The sequence below is a fragment of the Pedobacter sp. genome, assembly GCF_039594775.1.
In the GTDB taxonomy this organism is placed as follows: Bacteria; Bacteroidota; Bacteroidia; order Sphingobacteriales; family Sphingobacteriaceae; genus Pedobacter.
Window position 1 is genome coordinate 235921 of sequence record NZ_JBCNMT010000003.1, and the last position, 18501, is coordinate 254421.

Here is an 18501-nt window from a genome sequence, read left to right on the forward strand (position 1 = left end):
GAGTAATTCTAATTACTAACCACTAGTTCCTAGCCCCTAACTACTAATCCCTAGTTAATGAACAAAAATATCTTAGGAAAGGAAGTGCAAGCTTACATCGATAGCCATTTGAATGCTGATGTGAGTAAAATTGCACTGTCAAAATCTTCTTTTCCTGAAGTAAGTTCAGCGGAGTTGGCCAATCAAATTGCGGCGAAGAAGAAAGCAGAAAAGAAACTGCCGACTTGGTTTAACACCAAAGAGATTTATTATCCGAGTACCCTATCTGTTGAGCAGACATCCTCTGAAGATACTGCGTTATATAAAAGTACTTTAGCTAAAGGTAAACACCTGATTGACATTACGGCTGGTTTTGGGGTAGATAGTTTTTATTTCTCCAAAAAGATGGAGGAGGTTTACAGTTGTGAAATCAATACGGAGCTATCCGCTATTTCTGCTCATAATGCTGAATTACTCGGAGCGAAATCTATTCGATGTCTCGCTACCGATGGTTTGGCCTATCTTTCAAAAAATGGAGTAACATTCGATACCATTTATGTAGACCCGGCCAGAAGAAGTACCAGTGGAAAAGTATTTAAACTGGCCGATTGTACGCCAAATGTGGTGTTTCATTTACCTTTGTTATTGAGTAAAGCCGAACGAATCATCATTAAAACCTCTCCATTATTAGACCTTCAAGCTGGTTTAACGGAGCTGAAACATGTTTCCGAGATTCACATTGTAAGCGTTAAAAATGAGTGCAAAGAACTTTTGTGGGTAATTGACAGAGTTTTTAATGCAGAAACAAAAATTGTTTGTGCTACTTTAAATACAACTACTAAGCAAATTGAACTGCCGCTGCATGATGACAGCAATGTTCCATTGATGGAAAAAGCAATAAGTGCGGGCTATTTATATGAACCTGATGCTGCACTGATGAAAAGTGGTGCTTTTAATGCCATTGCCAATGCATTCGCCTTGACAAAGCTTGGGAAACAGAGCCATTTATATTTCTCCGAAGCACTTAAACAAGACTTTATCGGCAGGATATTTAAGATAACGCAAATTTACTCCCCTAACGAGCTTAAAAAGGAAAAGAACTTGCAAGGGAACGTGATTGTAAGAAATTTCCCTGAGCGAGCTGAAAACCTAGTGAAAAAGCTTAAGATAAAGCCAAACCAAGATACATTTTACCTCTTTACGCAAATACAGCAGGAGTATATAGTGTTTAAGACTGTGATTGAAAAGTATTATTAATTCTGTTTGTCATTCCGAGGGAAGCGCAGCGACGAGGAATCTCTTTAACTGCATTTTCAAAGATTTAACATCGTTGATTTTTCAATTTACTTCTTAGCTGTTTCGTTTCAAAATGACAGTAACTTTAAAACTGTACTATACGCTCATAACACGTCATCTCGACTGGAGCGAAGCGAAACGGAGAAATCTTTGAACTATGGTCATCATTGCAATTTTTTAAGATATATTATAATTTGCTAAGCATTTCCAAAGATTTCTCCGCTACGCTCGAAATGACGGTAACGTTAAGTCAGTACCAGATACTCATAACACGTCATCTTGATTGGAATAAAAATGTTCCCGAAACTTCGAGAGGGATCTTTAGATTTTAACGAAAGTATACCATAAAAACAAAAGCCCCACACATGCGAGGCCTTCCTATTTCTAAATACAATTTCTTACTTGGTATTTTTAGCGTTATAATCATTAATTGCTAAGGCTATAGCTTCGGCTTCCTGTGGTTTAAAAGCTACCTTTTTAGCCATGGCAATCATTTTAGCAGCCAAGCCCTTTTTCTTCGTGATAGGCTCATTACCATAACCACCCGCTTGATACTTTTGGAAAACCTCGGGAGTGTCTTCAAAGTACTTTAGCAAATCAGCATCAAAAGCATCTTTGGCTTTGGTATCCTGGTCTTTGGTAATTAGAATCTTATATCCAGTTAGCAATTCGTTCTGTTTCCCTTTTTTCCATTCTTTATACTCTTCTTCAGTACCCCAAAAAGCAGATACGTCATCAGGGTACGAATAAAACTGATGTGCATTCATTCTGCCTTTTGCCAAACGAGGTAACATGTGGTCATTAGTACCGAGGCTTTTCAATTGAAGTTTCTCCGTATTCACAAAGTGTATCTTATCATATATGGTTTCACCTACCTGATAAGTTTCAAGCTCATCAACCTTATATTTTTTTGATTTGGCATTAGGATTAGCAGCCAGCTCGGCCGAATCTTTAAACAAGATATAGCGTTGATTAAACCAAGGTTCGCTTTCAAATTTGCCAATTAGGCCTTTGATTTTAGTGCCATCTTTTAAAACAGCATTGCCTTTTAAGAAGGTAATTTGAGCGTTAGCTAATGTTGCAAACAAACATAGGTTGGCAACAAGGAGTAAAAATTTCTTATTCATTTACGTTAACTTTCCGTAAAAATAGGCAATTAGCATAAATAAATTTTATATTAAAAAACAAAAGTCCCGCATGTGCAGGACTTTCATATTTCTTAATATTCATCTTCATTGAAGAAGAAATCATCTTTCGTCGGATAATCTGGCCAGATCTCTTCGATGGTTTCATAAGGTTCACCATCATCTTCCAGGGCTTGTAGGTTTTCAATAACCTCTACCGGAGCTCCTGAGCGAATGGCATAATCAATTAATTCATCTTTAGTTGCTGGCCATGGGGCGTCTTCCAAGTGCGATGCTAGTTCTAAGGTCCAATACATATCGTTAAATAAATTATTAATTCGTCAATTCTATTTTCGCAAAACATGTGAAAAAAAATGAGCTAAGCAAATATTTTTTTCATTATTTTACTCTAGGCAGCCAAATGTTTTCCACAGCCTTTGCGTCATAGCCTAATTTGCGGCCTAATATGAACAAATAATCACTTAATCTGTTTAAGTAAACTGTAACTTTACTGTCAACAAAACTACTCTCCGCAAGGGCTACGGTTAGTCTTTCTGCCCTTCTGCAAACACATCTCGCTATATGGCAATAAGATACTGTTGTATTTCCACCGGGTAAAATAAAATGCTTTAATTCGGGCAAAACTTCGTTCATTTGATCTATTTCGGTTTCCAGTAAGGCAATATCTTCATCCAGTAAATCTGGAATCTTCATTTTAGACTTTTCAGGATCGGCAGCTAACGATGCGCCAATTGTAAAAAGTCTGTCCTGTATTTCCTTCAGGGTAGATTGATGGTGAGAATCTATTTCCTGACAGCCTATTAACCCAATATAAGAATTAAGTTCATCCACAGTACCATAACTTTCAATACGGATGTGATGTTTGGCTACACGAGTACCGCCTATTAAAGAAGTCAGGCCCTTGTCGCCTGTTTTGGTGTATATTTTCATGTTTAGAAAGTTATAAGTTTTAAGTAGTAAGTTTTATCGTTATAATGGTAAAACTAAGAAATTACGTGACGTAGAACTTACAACGTATCAATTAAAATCTTAATTGATATTCTCAAAATCGTTACCGCTTTCTTGTATGGCTTTTAAACGCGGTGAAACCGATTTTACTTCCTCATTTACATAATCGTTTTCTATCAAACCATCACGCATGCGTACAATACGATGTGCGTGTTGAGCAATATCTTCTTCGTGAGTAACTAAAATAATGGTGTTCCCCTTACTGTGGATTTCTTCCAAAAGCCCCATAATTTCAATGGAAGTTTTGGTATCTAAATTACCCGTAGGCTCATCTGCTAATATAATGGAAGGATTGTTGATCAACGCTCTTGCTACTGCAACCCTTTGACGTTGACCACCTGATAGTTCATTTGGTTTGTGTGTTACCCTGTTTCCAAGCCCTACGTTTTCCAACGCCGCCTGGGCCCTTTTATCTCTTTCTTTTTTGCTAGCGCCTGCATAAATTAAAGGCAGGGCCACGTTATCCAAAGAAGTTGATCTAGGTAATAAGTTAAAAGTTTGGAAAACGAAACCAATTTCTTTATTTCTAACTTCGGCCAATTGATTATCACTCATACGGCTTACATCAATGCCATTTAAGACATATTGGCCTTTAGTAGGTGTATCTAAACAACCTAAAATATTCATTAAGGTTGATTTACCTGATCCAGAAGGGCCCATTAAAGCCACAAATTCGCCTTTATTAATGGTTAAGCTTACTGATTTAAGTGCGTGGATTACCTCCGTGCCAATCACATATTTACGGCCAATATCTTTAATGGTAATGAGTTCTTTCTGCATTGCTGTTTTGTTTTTTAGACGAGTATGCTCGTCGCAATGTTACAAGCTAATATTATTTTTCGATAATCTTTGGTACCATAAAAAAGCGTTCGTTATGTAAAGCAGCATTTTTTAGGCCATCCTTCACACTAATTTCGTTCTTAGCCACATCTTCTCGCCAAACATTTGCCTCCTCATTCATATAAACAAGTGGCTTCACCCCTTCCGTATCCAGTTCGTTTAGCTTTTCCATAAACGTAAGAATCTTGTTCATTTCCTTGGTCAGGTGATCTACCTCGCTATCCTTGATTTCAATTCTTGCCAAATCGGCCACTTTATGTACGGTTTGTTTATCTATTACCATTGTTATAACTTGCTATTGATCTTGTCGTAAACCTCATTCTTCAGCACTTCATCGTTTTCAACCGCTAAGATACTGGTTAAAATCGGTTCGTGTACATATATGTCTACAATACCCGGTCTGGTACCATATTTTGAGCCATCATCCCACATCACTTTCCATACATTGGTAATGCTTACCGGTACGATGGGAATGTTTTTTTCAATGGCCAATCTAAACGGACCACTTTTAAAATCTTGCAATATCGGCGGATAAACATCGTCTATCTTACCTTCAGGAAAAATGATCAAGCTCATGCCGCTTTCTAAATTATCAGCTGCTTTTTTAAATGCTCTAAAAGAAGATATTTTACTAGACCTTGAAACGGCAATGTCAATCGTACTGAAAAAAATGCCAAGCAAAGGATTCTTCATTAGTTCTTCTTTGCCCATAAAATGATACCTTCCTCTAGCCAAAATACAGAAAATGATAATATCTAAATTAGAAGTGTGGTTGGCGCAAAAAATATAAGTTTGATTCTTGTCTAGTGCTTTCTCAAACTTAAAATTAAAGAAAATACCAGACAATGCGGCCGCAGTAAACGAATGTACCGTTCTAAACTTATTAAGGATACCGTAGTATCTTGGATGTCTCGTGAACCAATAATAAAATGGCCAAAACAATATAAAAAACAAGAAAAGGCATAATAGGCAATAAACCCAATGTATCTTTCGGAGCAGCTGAATCATTAAAATCAAAAATACAATTTTAGGGTAAGTAGCAAATGTTTTTTTCAAAATCGTTGAGGTTCAATGCCAATTAAGATTATGCATCCCGTTCAACAGGCGCATTTACGTTTGCTATAAGCTTTTAAATTTGATTTTACAAATTCAACATTCTTCACACTATTCAGTTTTTTACTTAATTTCGGCCTCATGAAAGAAACAGTTGTTAGTGGAATTAGGTCCACGGGAAAACTCCATTTGGGTAATTACTATGGTGCGGTAAAAAACTTCATCAAGATGCAGGAAGAGTATAATTGCTATTTTTTCATTGCTGATTGGCATTCGCTAACAACACACCCTACTCCAGAAAACCTTCACGGAAATATTAAAAATGTATTGGTAGATTATCTTGCTTGCGGTTTAAACCCAGAAGAAAGTACCATTTATGTACAATCAGATGTACCAGAGATTATAGAGTTATACCTATATCTGAATATGAATGCCTATTTGGGCGAATTAGAAAGGGCTACTTCTTTTAAAGATAAAGTACGTGGAAATCCTGATAACGTAAATGCTGGGCTACTTACCTATCCTGTTTTGATGGCTGCTGATATTTTGATCCATAAAGCGACCAAAGTACCTGTAGGAAAAGATCAAGAACAGCACTTGGAAATGGCCCGTACCTTTGGTAACCGCTTTAATCGCCTTTACAATCAAGAATATTTCCCAGAGCCTTACGCTTTTAGCTATACAGAGAAATTGGTGAAAGTACCTGGCTTGGATGGCAAAGGTAAAATGGGTAAATCCGAAGGTGATGCAAACTGTGTTTACCTATCTGATACACCAGAAGCCATTCGTAAAAAGGTTTCTAGAGCAGTAACCGATAGTGGTCCTAGTGAAGAAAATCAGGAGAAACCAGAAGCCATCCAAAACCTATTTGATTTGATGAAGATTGTTTCACCAGCAGATACATTAAACCACTTTGATGAGCTTTACAACAAAATGGCCATCCGTTACGGCGATTTCAAGAAACAACTGGCTGAGGACATGATCATTGCTACCAACCCGGTAAGGGAAAGAATCAATGATATTGTGAATGATAACGACTATTTGAAGAAAGTGGCTCGTTTAGGCGCTGAAAAAGCAAGGGAAAGTGCTCAAAAGACAATTAAAGAAGTACGTCAATTAATAGGTTTTAAAAGTTTTTAATTAATATTGTGATAGGCGACTAGCGTTACTCTATTGGTAAATCGTAAATCGTAAATCAAAAATCGTAAATCATTTTATGCATATAGCTATAGTAGGCAACATAGGTGCTGGAAAAACGACACTAACAGGGCTTTTAGCCAAAAATTACGGATGGGAAGCACTTTATGAGGCTGTAGATAACAATCCTTATTTAGAGGATTTTTATAGCGACATGAAACGTTGGAGCTTTAACCTACAAATCTATTTCTTGAACAGCCGCTTTCAGCAGATTGTAGAGATTGACAAGAATAAAAGCAATGTGATACAAGATCGTACTATTTATGAAGATGCGCATATTTTTGCCGATAATCTTCACGAAATGGGTTTAATGACCACCCGTGACCACGATAACTACAGGGCTATTTTCGATAACATTACGTCGTTCATTAAACCTCCTGACTTGTTGGTTTATTTAAGAGCGTCGGTACCTACCTTGGTAAACAATATTCAACGTAGAGGAAGAGAATATGAAGCGAGTATCCGTATCGATTATCTTTCGAAACTGAATGAGAAATACGAGACTTGGATTAAAAACTATAAGCTGGGTAAGTTGCTTATTTTGGATAAAGACAAACTAGATTTTACCAACAATCCAGAGGACTTAGGAACCATTATCCAAGCCATAGAAGCCGAAATTAACGGATTATTTTAAGGGCGATGAGTAAAGATTTTCAGCATGACAATCCGGAGAATTGGAAATGGGGAATCTTTTACTTTAACAAAAAAGATTATAGAATGATTGTTCCAAAAAGAAATCCAATGATGGGATGGACATTTAATTTCGCCCATCCTGTAGGATATATCTTTTTAGTGGTTATTCTTTTATTAATTATTTTTCAATCGATTTATTCACGATGAAGATTCTTGGCATTATTCCAGCAAGGTACGCCTCTACCCGTTTTCCAGGTAAGCCATTGGTTGATATTTATGGTAAAACCATGATACAAAGGGTGTATGAGCAATCTATCAAAACTAAAAGTTTAGCTCATGTGGTGGTGGCTACCGATGACGAACGTATTGCTGAGGAAGTCACTAATTTTGGTGGACAATATGTAATGACGGCCAATACCCATCAAAGTGGAACTGACCGTTGTGCCGAAGTTGCAGAGAAAATGCCTGAGTATGATATTATCATTAATATTCAGGGCGATGAACCTTATATTAGTCCAGAGCAAATAGCATTATTAAGTACTTGCTTTTCGGATGAGACTACGCAATTGGCTACCTTAATTAAAGAAATACATGCCGAAGATGAACTTTTTAATGTAAATATTCCTAAAGTGGTGATCAATGCCCAGCAAGAAGCTTTATATTTCAGCAGGCAAACCATTCCCTATCTTCGTAATATGGAAAAGGAGAACTGGCTAAAAGCGCATCAGTTCTATAAACATATTGGTATTTATGGCTATCGCAGAGATGTGTTGCTTGCTTTAACCCAATTGAAACCTTCTACACTAGAAATAGCAGAAAGCTTGGAGCAATTGCGCTGGTTGGAGAACGGCTTTAGCATTAAAACTAAAGTGACCCACTTAGAAACCATTGCCATCGATACTCCTGAAGACCTTAAAAAAATATCTAAATAATTTTTATATTAAGGCCTAAAATCTATTGCAATGAAAAGAGTTATCATCGCTTTATCGCTCGCAGGTCTTTTGGGCGCCTGTAATTCCTCTGTATCTGAAAAAAAAACTGATACTAATAAGGAACTAAAGAACACTAGCACTTTCGCCTTTTCCGACAAAGTGAAACTGGATACTTTTACGGTGGCTATCGTTGGAAAAAATAGCAAGGATAGGCAACTGCTGTTTACTATTAAATCTTTTGAAGGAAAGGAAATCTACAGACAGGAGATTAAAACCAGTGAATTGCTAAAGAACTACTTGGCCACTGCCGAAATGACCAAAGAGAGTGATAAAATAAAATTTCTCAAAGAAGAAATCTCCTATTTTTTCGAAGAGCACCATTTTCTGGAGCCAGCGGTTACTGCAGATGAACAACCTGATAAAAATGTGCCTGATAAGGCTTTCTACAATGAATTGAAACAAAATGGTCTTAATGGCTTCGATTACCGTTTGGGCAAAGACCAGAATGTGTATATCGCCTGGTCTGAGAAAGAAAAAAAGGTAAAGGTTTATTATAAGTGCTGTTAACTATTGCTAGCCTTAGTTTGGTTATTATAGTTAATTATATTGTTTGGCTATTTTGATATATGGCTGACCCTGAACTAAATTACCTTCGGTGAACTCGCCAAGGTGCGGTTTATTGCATAGCTCTCCGCTTCGCTACCTGCCTACCGCAGGCAGGTCAGGGTGACGCTAAATCAACGCTCCGTCATGCTGAATTCAGTTCAGCATCAGGGTTCAAAGGTGAATTTTCCAATAAATTAGTCATCGTAATCAAAGTTGTGAGATTTAATTGCCTCTCTTTTGTAGTTAGGGGTTTGTTTGCTTATGCACTTGCAATCATCCGAGCGTCATTCCCGCGCAGGCGGGAATCTGTAAAACATTTTTAAAAGATAATCTTAAAGCATAAAATTCTGCTCCATTTTAACACTAAAATTGAGGTTTGCAGATTTATTCAACTTAGCCGTGACCTCTAAGAGGTCAAATTCTTATAAAACAACATCATTAATATGGGTGCGACTCCTTAGGAGTCGAATATCTTGGATTATAATATCTTTTCTATAGTTATTGAAATCCTTCGGATTTTGTATAAGTCAATATAATTATTTGCTTATCAAGCTATAGCTTGCAAAATATACTTTCAATATTTTTTAATCATCATTTTTCCTATTCCTTGCCATTATCCTACTACTTTTCATAACTTTGCCAGCAATGAAAATTTGTAGAAAATTAATTGCAGCAGTATTGCTGGTTGGTGTAATGGCCAACTGCTTTAATTACTGGATTGTTTCTACCTCCTACCATTTCAATAAGGCTTACATTTCTTCCGTACTCTGTACCAACAAAGACAAACCGGCACTTCATTGTGAAGGAAAGTGTTTTTTGGACATTAAACTTAAGGAGCTTGAGCAAAAAAACAAGCAAGAGCAGGAGCATGTAAAACGTGTGATTGAAACGGTAGCACCAGAAAAACCACTTTTGGTTTTTAAAACCTTCGAAACCGAGGTAGAAACCACTATTCCACATTATCTGCAGCAAAAGCCTGTAGGTAAACCCAATACCATCTTCCACCCACCAAAGGTAGTTTAATCATTTCTTTCTTGGCTTTTCCTTATATCCCTTCATTGTTAGGGGAAAGGATTTATTTTGTCCCTATAGGAAGTAAAATTCGCCGTAATTTATAATGAAAGTTACGCAGTAGGAATCAATCCCGTCATAGGAATGGGACTTTAATGTCCATAAGCCAATCTAAAAAATTATTGATTTAAAAACAGTTGCGTCGATATGCAAAGAGTCGATGCAGCGAGTATGCCTTTTATTAAAAAAATGAAAAAGATTTTAACGATTATCACTATAGTAACCCTCCTGTTTACAGCCTGTAAAAAAAGCGACAGCACCGCCCCTGATTTCGATGAAAAGAACCTCGCTTCCCTTTCCGTAGAGTTTGACAATATTGTTGGCGGCAGAACATTAACTTTTAACAACACCACTGTACCTTATACCAATGCTAAAGGCGAACCTTTCAGCATAAGCTTGTTGCAATATTTTGTGAGCAACATTAAAGTAACCACTACCAGTGGCCAACAATACACCGTTCCGCAAGATAGTTCCTATTTTATGATTAATGGCGCAGACAAAGCTACCAGGTTTGCCACCGTTAAAGTGCCCGAAGGAGACTACAGTAAATTGACCTTTATTTTAGGGGTAGATAGCTTGAGAAGCACGATGCCTATTGATAAAAGAATGGGTGTTTTAGATCCTGCGGCAGGTGGCGGTCACGGAGGCAGCGGAATGTACTGGGGCTGGAATTCTGGCTATATATTCTTTAAGTTAGAGGGTAATTCATCTGTAATTAGCGATGACCAACTGGGAGATCCTACGGGTAAAAAGCAGTTTAGGTACCATATTGGCGGATTTGGTGGTTACAGTGCACCAACCATCAACAACATCAAAACCATCACCGTTGACTTAAATGCTGCCGGGATTGCAAAGGTTAGGAAAGGAAGACAAAGCAACATTCATCTTTTTGTCGATATCATGAAGTTCTTTAATGGAAGTACTACTCTGAGTATTAAGGAAAATCCAAATGTAATGTTCAGTGCCTATTCCACTAACCTAGCCAAAAATTTCAGCGAACTGTTTACACATGACCATACAGAGAACTAGTAATGAAATTAAGCTATTTAAAATACCTTTTTCTGGTACTGCTCTTTGTATATGCTTGTAAAAAAAGTGATGATGCAAAAGAGCAAATAGCAAGTTTTTTGGGCTTTCAACGGCCCAAAAACTTTCCAGAACCCGTTTATGCTTTTGCTAGTAACCCCATCACCAAAGACGGTTTTGAACTAGGAAGAATGTTGTTCTACGAACCAAGACTTTCCAGGGATAACACCATCAGTTGTGGTTCATGTCACATTCAATCCTCGGCATTTACACAGCATGGACATGATGTTAGCCATGGAATTGATGACAGATTAGGTACACGAAACTCTCCTCCTATCATGAACTTGGCTTGGAGCAAAGCTTTTATGTGGGGCGGCGGCGTATATGATTTGGATTTGCAACCCATTGCGCCTATTACCACTCATGAGGAGATGGATGAAGACCTTGAAAATGTATTGAATAAACTCCGTCAGATGCCCATTTACAAAAATAAGTTCAAAGTTGCTTTTGGTTCTGAGCAAATTAGCACTGCTAATTTCATGAAAGCCTTATCCCAATTCATGTTGATGTGCGTGAGCAGTAATGCCAAGTATGACAAGGTGATGCGTAAAGAACAAAATGCCAGTTTTAGTACAATAGAAGCTGAAGGGTATGAGCTTTTCAAGAACAAATGTGGCAATTGTCATAAGGAACCGCTTTTTACGGATGGTAATTTCAGAAATAATGGTTTAGCACCAAGTGCTATCAATGATTTGGGATTGTATACGGCAACACTTTTAGAAAGCGATCGATACAAATTCAAAGTGCCTTCCCTGCGCAACCTGAAATACACGGCTCCCTATATGCACGACGGTAGGTTTTTGAGTTTAGATGCCGTTTTTAATCATTATAGCCGCGAGGTACAAAACACGCCAAACCTCGATGCGTCATTAGTTGCCAACGGAACTAGGGGAATTGCCATAAGCAGTGATGAGAAAAACAAATTACTAGCTTTTCTAAACACCTTAAATGACGAGGAATTCATTAATAATAAACTTTTAGCAGAACAGTAATGAACTTTAAGAAAATACTTCTATCGCTTTTATTATCAAGTCCTTTAACATTGCATGCTTGCGATATATGCGGTTGTGGTGTTGGCAGTTACTATATAGGTATTTTGCCAGAATACAACAAACGTTTTGTTGGGCTTAGGTATCAGCATAAGACCTTGCTAACACATTTAGGCCCACAGGGAAATGTTACGCCACTTTCTACAGATGAAACCTATCAAAGTGCTGAATTATGGGGTGGCTGGAATTTTGGAAAGCGTTTTAGGGCGCTTGCTTTTATACCTTATAACTTCAATCAGCGTAATTCGCAAGCTAATAGTGGTAAGAAGCAAGGTTTGGGCGACATTGCACTAATGGGTTATTATAATCTGTTTACCCAAAGTAATATGCTCAACAGTAAATTACTGGTGCACTCATTATGGGTGGGCGCTGGCATTAAACTTCCCACAGGAAAATACGAGTCCAGTGAACGTTTGCTTATTCAAGAGAACCCTAACAACTTTCAGTTGGGGACGGCAAGTACCGATTTCACCCTCAATGCCGCTTATGATATCCGATTAAATGATTTGGGTCTTAACCTCAATGCCAATTATAAAATCAACACCGAGAACAAATACGCTTACAGATATGGAAATAAGCTGACTACAAATGCGCTATTGTATTATAAGTTTAGGTTATTCCACCAACTCACCCTTGCGCCAAATGCCGGTATTTTATATGAAGCAGCCACTAAGGATATAGAACAAGGCAAATATGAAATGGATGTTTCCGGAGGCTATTCCACTGCTTTGGTGACCGGTTTTGAGTTAGCTGTGAGTAAGTTCTCTATCGGTGCCAATTACCAAAATGTGATTGCTCAGGAATTAGCTAACCAACGAGCAAAAGCAGGAAATCGATTAATGTTACACCTTTCTATCCCCTTCTAAAATTTAATTACAATGAATAAAATAAAGAATTTGAGTTTAATAATTCTACTAGCTTTTACTGCCTGCCAGCAGCAAGATAATGAGTTGGCTATCAAGAAAACCATAGATGATTTACATAATGAAGCGATGGTTATTAATGAAAAAGCGATTAAAACTACTTTTAAGTTAGATAGTTTACTGCTGCAAAAACGCCAACAGAAAGATGGAGATACCATTACGTTACAAAATTCAATCCATCAACTTAACTTGGCGGACGAAAAAATGATGGATTGGATGCATAATTTCCAGCTTGATTTTAAAGGCTCAAAAGCAGAGGCCCTGCAATATTTCAAAAATCAGTTGGATAGTGTAAAACAAGTACAAATTCAGTTAGAAAAAGCCATTGAACAGGCTAAACCTTTTATAAAATAATAATGAATTAGCCACAGGCGCACGGATAATAATTTTAAGCACTCACTTCGTCATTTCGAGCGTAGCGGAGAAATCTTTGAATATGTTAGTCTTTTACTTTAAAGATTACTAAGGAAATTAAAAAATACCCAGTTCAAAGATTTCTCCATTCGCTGTGCTGCAGTCGAAATGACGGGCGATGTTTTATGAAAACGTAAAATCTGTGCATCTGTGGCATAAACCCCTAATGTTATATGAAAACAACTTTAATAATCTGTATTTTTGCCCTTGGTGGCTGGTGGACACAGGGCAACGCCACTACCAATGAATTTCAAAAAACCGCTGTTAGCGACAGCTTGAAAATAGACCCAGTTTGTAAGATGAAAGTGAAAACGTCAAGCAGTATTAAAAGTACTTTCAATAAACAGGAATATGTATTCTGTAACAAGACCTGTAAATTAAAATTTGATAAAAACCCTGAAAAATATCTTAAATAGATGAAAAAAATAATCCTATATGCTGCATTTGGAACACTATTGTTCGGAGCAGCTTGTACTCAAGAGAAAAAATTACCGATTTATGGGGATCGTGAAGCTAAAATTACGAAAGATGCCAATGGTAATGAGAAAATAGATACCGTTTACAAAACAATACCTGACTTTAAGTTTTTGAACCAAGATAGTGTTGAAGTAACACAAGATGCCTTTAAAAACAAGATTTATGTAGCTGATTTTTTCTTTACTTCTTGTACAACCATTTGTCCTATTATGCATCGTAATATGAAAACCATTTACGACAAGTATAAAGGTAATCCTGAAGTGATGTTTCTTTCACACACCATTGATTTTAAATATGACAAGCCGTCTGTATTGAAAAAATATGCACAAAAATTAGGCGTTGATGTGCCTCAATGGCAATTTTTATATGGTGATAAAGCGGCCGTGTATGGTTTAGCTGAGAAAGATTACCTGGTAGCGGTACAGGAAGACAAAGCAGCTACCGACGGCTATGTACATCAAGGTTGGTTGGTACTTATTGATAAGCATAGACGTATTAGAGGAGCTTACGATGGTACCAAAACCGAAGAAGTAGAAAAGCTGAAAAGCGATATGGATATTTTATTAGCCGAAAAAGACTGATTAAGTGAAAAATCAAAAGTCAAAAGTTAAAAGCATTACCGTAAAGAAAATGGTGGTTTATACCTTTTTCTTAACAGCGGCTGCCATAGTGATTAATGCCTGTCAAAGCGCAAGTGAAATTGAAATGGCTAAATATCTTTCTAATGGTAAGGATATTTATGTGGCCAGGTGCCAAAATTGTCACGGAGCAAACGGCGAGGGTTTGGGAGAGTTGGCTCCCCCACTCACCGACACGGTATTTTTAAAAACTAACAAAGAAAAACTCGCTTGCTATATCAAAAATGGGGTAAGTGAACCTATGCAAATTCATGGTAAAACTTATCAAGAAAAGATGCCTGCATTCAAGGATTTGCACGATATTGATATTGCACAGGTTATGGTGTATGTTACCAATTCATTTGGCAATCAGCAAGGAATGTACACTTATGAGCAAGTAGCAAAGGATTTGCAGAATTGTAAATAAGGTAAATTTTGGTCATCATTCGTCATTGCGAGGCTAGACTTACGAAGTTTTAAAAACTTCGTAAGTCTTTTTTGTTTATACACCCCACCCTTCAGGCACCCTCTAAGAGAGGTGAATTTGAGCCAGAATAGACAAACCTTGTAGGTTTTCAAAAACCTGCGAGGTTTAAAGCAAAATTCATAAGCTTAAGATTCTCTAAAAAAAGCTTTTCTAAATCTAAACGAAATAAAAAGGTTACCTTTGTACAATGCAAACCGTTCTATCGCTGCAATTTCATATTGAAGAGGAAAGTCCGGGCAACAAAGAGCATCTCGCTTCCTAACGGGAAGGGGTTTGGGAATGAAAACCCAAACTACGGAAAGTGCCACAGAAAATATACCGTCCTGATCTTGCATTGGGATAAGGGTGAAAACGTGAGGTAAGAGCTCACGAGCTTTGTTAGTGATAGCAGGGTTGGTAAACCCCGGGAGTTGAAAGACCAAATAGGCTAACGCATGTAGGGCTGCTCGTCCGATGTTAGTGGGTAGGTCGTTAGAGGTAAATGGCAACATTTATCCTAGATTAATGATAGAAATCCTTTTAGGAGGAAACAGAACCCGGCTTATAGGTTTGCATTTATATAAAACAAAAAGTGGCGTTGCCTTGGTAACGCCACTTTTTGTTTATTTGATTATTCTTAATGAAGAACCCACGTGTGCCAATTGTTCAATAAATGGCGGGCCTATTAGTCCTCTCTCATCTCTCTGTTGCTGAAAAGTAAGAAAAGAAGGCGTGTTTAAAATCTGTTGCTGTATTTCTTCATTTTCATACATAGAAACATGTACAAAAGTTAGTCCATCCTCTTTAACGTACACATGGTATAAAAACTTGCTGTGTTGCAGTTCTCTAAAATCAGCTAAAAAAGCAGCAATATTACGTTTATTCTCTTCAACAAAGTCGGCGTTAATTTTGTAGGTAACTTGTACTGCAATCATATTTATATTTTTTGCTTTAGTAAATGTACAAAAACGTTTTAGAGAGCCTATAAAAAAAGACCTTGTATTTAAACAAGGTCTTCTACTAATTACTTTGAGCGGTTATTATTTTGCGCTATTTTTTTTCTCTGTAACTTCAGTACGAATTTCTTGAGCTAAACCTTTAAGATCTTGCATAGCTTTACGTACTCTAGTTCCTGCAGCTGAATTACCTGCGTTGTAAAATTTCTCTACGTCTGCCTCGATAGCAGCAACTACTTCTTTAACTTTTGCAAATTTTTCCATTGTTATAATTTTAATTTATTGGTCAAATATATCACTTAAACGGAATAAACAAGCAATTCTTTATTTTTTTGATATGCTTTTTTCACGCAAGTTTTTAACAATTCACATTTTGTATCTCTTACTTCTATTTAATCACGGTAAGTAGGCACACACATTCTGCGTGCGCTATAGCTTGAAATGGATAATCGTAATGGTAGTTAAGTAGTTGTCCTACTGATAGATATTGCTCTTTTTCTTTTGCAGAAAAACTTAAATCTCCTTCTATTACATATAGGTTCATCAATAAATGGCCTTCTTCAGTACCTGATTGTATTTTTTCACCTTTTTTTAGTGCTACTAAGGTCAACGTAGTGTGTTCCGACTTAAAAACCGTAATGGCATTCTTCCCATTTTCATGGTATGATGTTTCATTTTTAATCTCTTTGATGAAATTGGGTAAGTCTACAGGTACCATTTGTCCGTCCAAAGCACGACTTCCAGCTGGTCGCTGAGGAGTGGCATTGTTAAATTTTTCTTCCATGGCTTTTTAATTAAAACAGTTAATTACTAGGCGATGTTTTCGTAATGTGATAATGTTTAAAATTAGTGTAATGCAAAGTAGGGTAAAATGGCGAACTTTGTATCGATGTCGTTATTTATTAGCTCACTAAACACTGGTAGCAATGGCAACTGTTTCTATATTGGCAATCATGATGATGCCGTGTTGATAGATGCAGGCCTAAGCTGTAAAGAAACAGAAGCCCGTCTTGGCCGTTTGGGGTTAAGTATGCAAAAAGTTAGGGCTATTTTTATCAGCCATGAGCATACCGACCACATCAAAGGCTTGCCGGTATTGGCCAAGAAATACCAATTGCCCATTTATATTACTGAAAAAACACATTTGGGAGGACGACAAATCCTGCCTTCTCACTTGGTTTATTCATTTTCAAGTACAGAGCCTATTCTGATTGGCGATTTAGAGATTGTGGCATTCCCTAAATTACATGATGCAGCTGAACCACATAGCTTTACGGTAGCTTATAATAACGTGAAAATTGGTGTTTTTACGGATATAGGCGACCATTGCGAAAATCTTATTTATCATTTTAAACAGTGTCACGCTGCGTTTTTAGAAGCTAATTACGATGATGAGATGCTTGACAAGGGTAATTATCCCTATTTCTTAAAACGTAGGATAAGAGGTGGAAACGGGCACTTGTCCAATAAAAAAGCGCTCGATTTATTTGTAAACCATCGACCAGAGTTTATGAGCCATCTGCTTCTTTCGCATCTAAGCAGGGAAAATAATTGTCCTGACTTGGTGCACCAGCTATTTAGTGAAGTAGCCAATGGCACGGAAATAATTGTGGCTTCAAGGTTAGAAGAAACCCCTGTGTATCAAATAAGTTTAAAACAAATTACGCAAGTTCTTTCAACGTTGTAGTTTGCCCCGTTACACTTAAACGATGTTTTATGCCACATTTTAAAGCATAATTGGCCTTTTGATGACCTACTGGAAAATCAAAACACACTGGGTAGTTAAACTCCTTTACTTTTTCTAATACAATTTGCTCTAATGTTTTGCCAAAACCATCGCCTTCATCATCTTTTTTAACCCTAAAACCACCCACGATTAAACCTTTCAATTTACTGAGTTTGCCACTACGTTTAAGATTAAAAAACATCCTATCTATACTGTATAGGTATTCACCAACATCCTCCACAAATAAAATCTTGCCATCGGTTTTAATTTCCGAGGCACTGCCAGCTAAATTCTCAATACAGCGCAAATTGCCTCCCACTAATTCGCCTTCGGCCTCACCTAGTCTATTATTTGCTTGATAACTGGCCTCGTAGCTCATCGGCTCCTCTCCTTTTAAAGCTTTTTCTATCGATTTAATGGTATCAATCTGTATAGGTTCGGCTTTTGTCCAGTCCGTAGGGAAACTGTTGCACATTTTAGAATGGATACTTGCAAAGCGGTAATTACTATTCAAATGGCAATGTAAAATAGTAATATCACTAAAACCAATTAACCATTTGGGCGAGACCTTAAAAACACTGAAATCTAACTGATCTATAATCCTTACGGCTCCATACCCGCCTCTGGCGCACATAATGGCTTTAATGCTCGTATCGTCCAACATTTGTTGTAAATCGGCCAAACGTTCCTCATCAGTACCACCAAAAGTAAAATCGCGGGCGCCAACGGTTTTTCCTATCGCTACTTTAAAGCCCCAACTTTCCATCTGTTGTATGGCCGGCGCAATTTCATCATAGGTAATAAATCCCGCTGGACAGGTAATGCCAATCATATCTCCTTGTTTTAGATAGGGAGGTTTTTTATGCTTAAGGATTTCACTACTTGATTGGATAACAGCAGCGTTGCTTTTAAAAGCGTATAACGCGGCCGATGCTGGTAGTAACGACGAAAGAAATAGTTTGCGGTTCATGATAGGGCAATTTACCAATTAGCCCACAATACGCCAAAGTCTTTTAAAAAAGAAGAG

The 18501-nt window shown here is 37.3% G+C and carries 25 protein-coding genes and 1 other RNA gene; 16 read left to right on the forward strand and 10 right to left on the reverse strand.

All coding sequences use genetic code 11. The features are described 5' to 3' along the window. The first annotated feature begins 57 nt into the window (after nucleotides 1-57). Complete coding sequence (locus tag ABDV71_RS10530) at nucleotides 58-1236, forward strand: hypothetical protein (RefSeq protein WP_343532409.1); 1179 nt, start codon at nucleotides 58-60, stop codon at nucleotides 1234-1236. A gap of 437 nt (nucleotides 1237-1673) precedes the next feature. Here ABDV71_RS10530 and ABDV71_RS10535 read toward each other — a convergent pair whose 3' ends face one another. From ABDV71_RS10535 to ABDV71_RS10560, 6 genes are all read right to left on the reverse strand, one after another. Beyond that, entirely contained in the window at nucleotides 1674-2402 is a 729-nt protein-coding gene (locus ABDV71_RS10535) for a hypothetical protein (RefSeq protein WP_343532410.1), read from the reverse strand. Between the two features lie 92 nt (nucleotides 2403-2494). Continuing rightward, nucleotides 2495-2716, reverse strand: a complete 222-nt coding sequence (locus ABDV71_RS10540; RefSeq protein ID WP_097129232.1) for a DUF2795 domain-containing protein — start codon at nucleotides 2714-2716, stop codon at nucleotides 2495-2497. An 82-nt stretch (nucleotides 2717-2798) separates the two neighbouring features. Continuing rightward, entirely contained in the window at nucleotides 2799-3350 is a 552-nt protein-coding gene (locus ABDV71_RS10545; protein WP_343532411.1) for a cob(I)yrinic acid a,c-diamide adenosyltransferase, read from the reverse strand. 99 nt (nucleotides 3351-3449) lie between these two features. Continuing rightward, nucleotides 3450-4208, reverse strand: a complete 759-nt coding sequence (locus ABDV71_RS10550) for an ABC transporter ATP-binding protein (protein WP_343532412.1) — start codon at nucleotides 4206-4208, stop codon at nucleotides 3450-3452. Nucleotides 4209-4260: 52 nt separating this feature from the next. After that, nucleotides 4261-4551, reverse strand: coding sequence for an Asp-tRNA(Asn)/Glu-tRNA(Gln) amidotransferase subunit GatC (gatC, locus tag ABDV71_RS10555; protein ID WP_343532413.1), 291 nt, complete (start codon nucleotides 4549-4551; stop codon nucleotides 4261-4263). A gap of 2 nt (nucleotides 4552-4553) precedes the next feature. Continuing rightward, on the reverse strand, nucleotides 4554-5222 hold the full coding sequence (locus ABDV71_RS10560; protein ID WP_343532414.1) for a lysophospholipid acyltransferase family protein: 669 nt from the start codon (nucleotides 5220-5222) through the stop codon (nucleotides 4554-4556). Between the two features lie 240 nt (nucleotides 5223-5462). Here ABDV71_RS10560 and trpS point away from each other — a divergent pair, with 240 nt between their 5' ends. From trpS to rnpB, 14 genes are all read left to right on the forward strand, one after another. After that, on the forward strand, nucleotides 5463-6461 hold the full coding sequence (trpS, locus tag ABDV71_RS10565; protein ID WP_343532415.1) for a tryptophan--tRNA ligase: 999 nt from the start codon (nucleotides 5463-5465) through the stop codon (nucleotides 6459-6461). A 76-nt stretch (nucleotides 6462-6537) separates the two neighbouring features. Beyond that, a complete protein-coding gene (locus tag ABDV71_RS10570) occupies nucleotides 6538-7152 on the forward strand; it encodes a deoxynucleoside kinase (protein WP_343532416.1) in 615 nt (204 codons plus the stop codon). Between the two features lie 5 nt (nucleotides 7153-7157). Then, a complete protein-coding gene (locus ABDV71_RS10575) occupies nucleotides 7158-7358 on the forward strand; it encodes a DUF5808 domain-containing protein (protein WP_343532417.1) in 201 nt (66 codons plus the stop codon). After that, the gene (gene kdsB, locus ABDV71_RS10580) at nucleotides 7355-8083 is read left to right on the forward strand and encodes a 3-deoxy-manno-octulosonate cytidylyltransferase (RefSeq protein WP_343532418.1); all 729 of its coding nucleotides are present in this window, start codon (nucleotides 7355-7357) and stop codon (nucleotides 8081-8083) included. Before ABDV71_RS10575 ends, kdsB begins: the two co-directional genes overlap by 4 nt. A 30-nt stretch (nucleotides 8084-8113) precedes the next feature. After that, the gene (locus ABDV71_RS10585; protein WP_343532419.1) at nucleotides 8114-8650 is read left to right on the forward strand and encodes a hypothetical protein; all 537 of its coding nucleotides are present in this window, start codon (nucleotides 8114-8116) and stop codon (nucleotides 8648-8650) included. Between the two features lie 684 nt (nucleotides 8651-9334). Further along, nucleotides 9335-9712, forward strand: a complete 378-nt coding sequence (locus ABDV71_RS10590; protein ID WP_343532420.1) for a hypothetical protein — start codon at nucleotides 9335-9337, stop codon at nucleotides 9710-9712. 237 nt (nucleotides 9713-9949) lie between these two features. Further along, entirely contained in the window at nucleotides 9950-10789 is an 840-nt protein-coding gene (locus ABDV71_RS10595) for an MbnP family protein (RefSeq protein ID WP_343532421.1), read from the forward strand. Between the two features lie 2 nt (nucleotides 10790-10791). Next, on the forward strand, nucleotides 10792-11838 hold the full coding sequence (locus ABDV71_RS10600; protein ID WP_343532422.1) for a cytochrome c peroxidase: 1047 nt from the start codon (nucleotides 10792-10794) through the stop codon (nucleotides 11836-11838). Next, nucleotides 11838-12761 (forward strand): transporter, encoded by a 924-nt coding sequence (locus ABDV71_RS10605; RefSeq protein WP_343532423.1) that lies wholly within the window; start codon nucleotides 11838-11840, stop codon nucleotides 12759-12761. The genes ABDV71_RS10600 and ABDV71_RS10605 overlap by 1 nt, the downstream gene beginning before the upstream one ends. A 12-nt stretch (nucleotides 12762-12773) precedes the next feature. After that, on the forward strand, nucleotides 12774-13172 hold the full coding sequence (locus ABDV71_RS10610; RefSeq protein WP_343532424.1) for a hypothetical protein: 399 nt from the start codon (nucleotides 12774-12776) through the stop codon (nucleotides 13170-13172). Nucleotides 13173-13405: 233 nt separating this feature from the next. Then, the gene (locus tag ABDV71_RS10615) at nucleotides 13406-13648 is read left to right on the forward strand and encodes a YHS domain-containing protein (protein ID WP_343532425.1); all 243 of its coding nucleotides are present in this window, start codon (nucleotides 13406-13408) and stop codon (nucleotides 13646-13648) included. Next, nucleotides 13649-14290 (forward strand): SCO family protein, encoded by a 642-nt coding sequence (locus ABDV71_RS10620; RefSeq protein ID WP_343532426.1) that lies wholly within the window; start codon nucleotides 13649-13651, stop codon nucleotides 14288-14290. A gap of 4 nt (nucleotides 14291-14294) precedes the next feature. Further along, nucleotides 14295-14753 (forward strand): c-type cytochrome, encoded by a 459-nt coding sequence (locus ABDV71_RS10625; RefSeq protein WP_343532427.1) that lies wholly within the window; start codon nucleotides 14295-14297, stop codon nucleotides 14751-14753. 246 nt (nucleotides 14754-14999) lie between these two features. Beyond that, nucleotides 15000-15373: RNase P RNA component class A (rnpB, locus tag ABDV71_RS10630), an RNA gene on the forward strand. A 42-nt stretch (nucleotides 15374-15415) separates the two neighbouring features. Here rnpB and ABDV71_RS10635 read toward each other — a convergent pair. The 3 genes from ABDV71_RS10635 to ABDV71_RS10645 form a co-directional block, all read right to left on the reverse strand. Next, nucleotides 15416-15727: an antibiotic biosynthesis monooxygenase gene (locus ABDV71_RS10635; RefSeq protein ID WP_343532428.1), complete on the reverse strand. Its 312-nt coding sequence runs from the start codon at nucleotides 15725-15727 to the stop codon at nucleotides 15416-15418. Nucleotides 15728-15832: 105 nt separating this feature from the next. Next, nucleotides 15833-16012, reverse strand: a complete 180-nt coding sequence (locus ABDV71_RS10640; protein ID WP_113635034.1) for a histone H1 — start codon at nucleotides 16010-16012, stop codon at nucleotides 15833-15835. Nucleotides 16013-16136: 124 nt separating this feature from the next. Continuing rightward, on the reverse strand, nucleotides 16137-16532 hold the full coding sequence (locus tag ABDV71_RS10645) for a hypothetical protein (RefSeq protein ID WP_343532429.1): 396 nt from the start codon (nucleotides 16530-16532) through the stop codon (nucleotides 16137-16139). An 87-nt stretch (nucleotides 16533-16619) separates the two neighbouring features. On the opposite strand from ABDV71_RS10645, the gene ABDV71_RS10650 reads away from it, so the two are divergent. Beyond that, complete coding sequence (locus tag ABDV71_RS10650; RefSeq protein WP_343532430.1) at nucleotides 16620-17435, forward strand: MBL fold metallo-hydrolase; 816 nt, start codon at nucleotides 16620-16622, stop codon at nucleotides 17433-17435. On the opposite strand, the gene ABDV71_RS10655 is transcribed toward ABDV71_RS10650, so the two are convergent. Then, on the reverse strand, nucleotides 17410-18444 hold the full coding sequence (locus tag ABDV71_RS10655) for an LD-carboxypeptidase (protein ID WP_343532431.1): 1035 nt from the start codon (nucleotides 18442-18444) through the stop codon (nucleotides 17410-17412). The genes ABDV71_RS10650 and ABDV71_RS10655 overlap by 26 nt on opposite strands. Nucleotides 18445-18501 lie beyond the last annotated feature (57 nt).

Coding starts and splice junctions, on each gene's coding strand:
- ABDV71_RS10570 (WP_343532416.1), top strand. CDS start 6,538: ATGCATATAGCTATAGTAGGCAACATAGGTGCTGGAAAAACGACACTA.
- ABDV71_RS10530 (WP_343532409.1), top strand. CDS start 58: ATGAACAAAAATATCTTAGGAAAGGAAGTGCAAGCTTACATCGATAGC.
- ABDV71_RS10545 (WP_343532411.1), bottom strand. CDS start 3,350: ATGAAAATATACACCAAAACAGGCGACAAGGGCCTGACTTCTTTAATA.
- ABDV71_RS10535 (WP_343532410.1), bottom strand. CDS start 2,402: ATGAATAAGAAATTTTTACTCCTTGTTGCCAACCTATGTTTGTTTGCA.
- ABDV71_RS10575 (WP_343532417.1), top strand. CDS start 7,158: ATGAGTAAAGATTTTCAGCATGACAATCCGGAGAATTGGAAATGGGGA.
- ABDV71_RS10650 (WP_343532430.1), top strand. CDS start 16,620: ATGGCGAACTTTGTATCGATGTCGTTATTTATTAGCTCACTAAACACT.
- ABDV71_RS10645 (WP_343532429.1), bottom strand. CDS start 16,532: ATGGAAGAAAAATTTAACAATGCCACTCCTCAGCGACCAGCTGGAAGT.
- ABDV71_RS10610 (WP_343532424.1), top strand. CDS start 12,774: ATGAATAAAATAAAGAATTTGAGTTTAATAATTCTACTAGCTTTTACT.
- ABDV71_RS10600 (WP_343532422.1), top strand. CDS start 10,792: ATGAAATTAAGCTATTTAAAATACCTTTTTCTGGTACTGCTCTTTGTA.
- ABDV71_RS10620 (WP_343532426.1), top strand. CDS start 13,649: ATGAAAAAAATAATCCTATATGCTGCATTTGGAACACTATTGTTCGGA.
- ABDV71_RS10585 (WP_343532419.1), top strand. CDS start 8,114: ATGAAAAGAGTTATCATCGCTTTATCGCTCGCAGGTCTTTTGGGCGCC.
- trpS (WP_343532415.1), top strand. CDS start 5,463: ATGAAAGAAACAGTTGTTAGTGGAATTAGGTCCACGGGAAAACTCCAT.
- gatC (WP_343532413.1), bottom strand. CDS start 4,551: ATGGTAATAGATAAACAAACCGTACATAAAGTGGCCGATTTGGCAAGA.
- ABDV71_RS10640 (WP_113635034.1), bottom strand. CDS start 16,012: ATGGAAAAATTTGCAAAAGTTAAAGAAGTAGTTGCTGCTATCGAGGCA.
- kdsB (WP_343532418.1), top strand. CDS start 7,355: ATGAAGATTCTTGGCATTATTCCAGCAAGGTACGCCTCTACCCGTTTT.
- ABDV71_RS10635 (WP_343532428.1), bottom strand. CDS start 15,727: ATGATTGCAGTACAAGTTACCTACAAAATTAACGCCGACTTTGTTGAA.
- ABDV71_RS10605 (WP_343532423.1), top strand. CDS start 11,838: ATGAACTTTAAGAAAATACTTCTATCGCTTTTATTATCAAGTCCTTTA.
- ABDV71_RS10590 (WP_343532420.1), top strand. CDS start 9,335: ATGAAAATTTGTAGAAAATTAATTGCAGCAGTATTGCTGGTTGGTGTA.
- ABDV71_RS10595 (WP_343532421.1), top strand. CDS start 9,950: ATGAAAAAGATTTTAACGATTATCACTATAGTAACCCTCCTGTTTACA.
- ABDV71_RS10655 (WP_343532431.1), bottom strand. CDS start 18,444: ATGAACCGCAAACTATTTCTTTCGTCGTTACTACCAGCATCGGCCGCG.
- ABDV71_RS10540 (WP_097129232.1), bottom strand. CDS start 2,716: ATGTATTGGACCTTAGAACTAGCATCGCACTTGGAAGACGCCCCATGG.
- ABDV71_RS10615 (WP_343532425.1), top strand. CDS start 13,406: ATGAAAACAACTTTAATAATCTGTATTTTTGCCCTTGGTGGCTGGTGG.
- ABDV71_RS10550 (WP_343532412.1), bottom strand. CDS start 4,208: ATGCAGAAAGAACTCATTACCATTAAAGATATTGGCCGTAAATATGTG.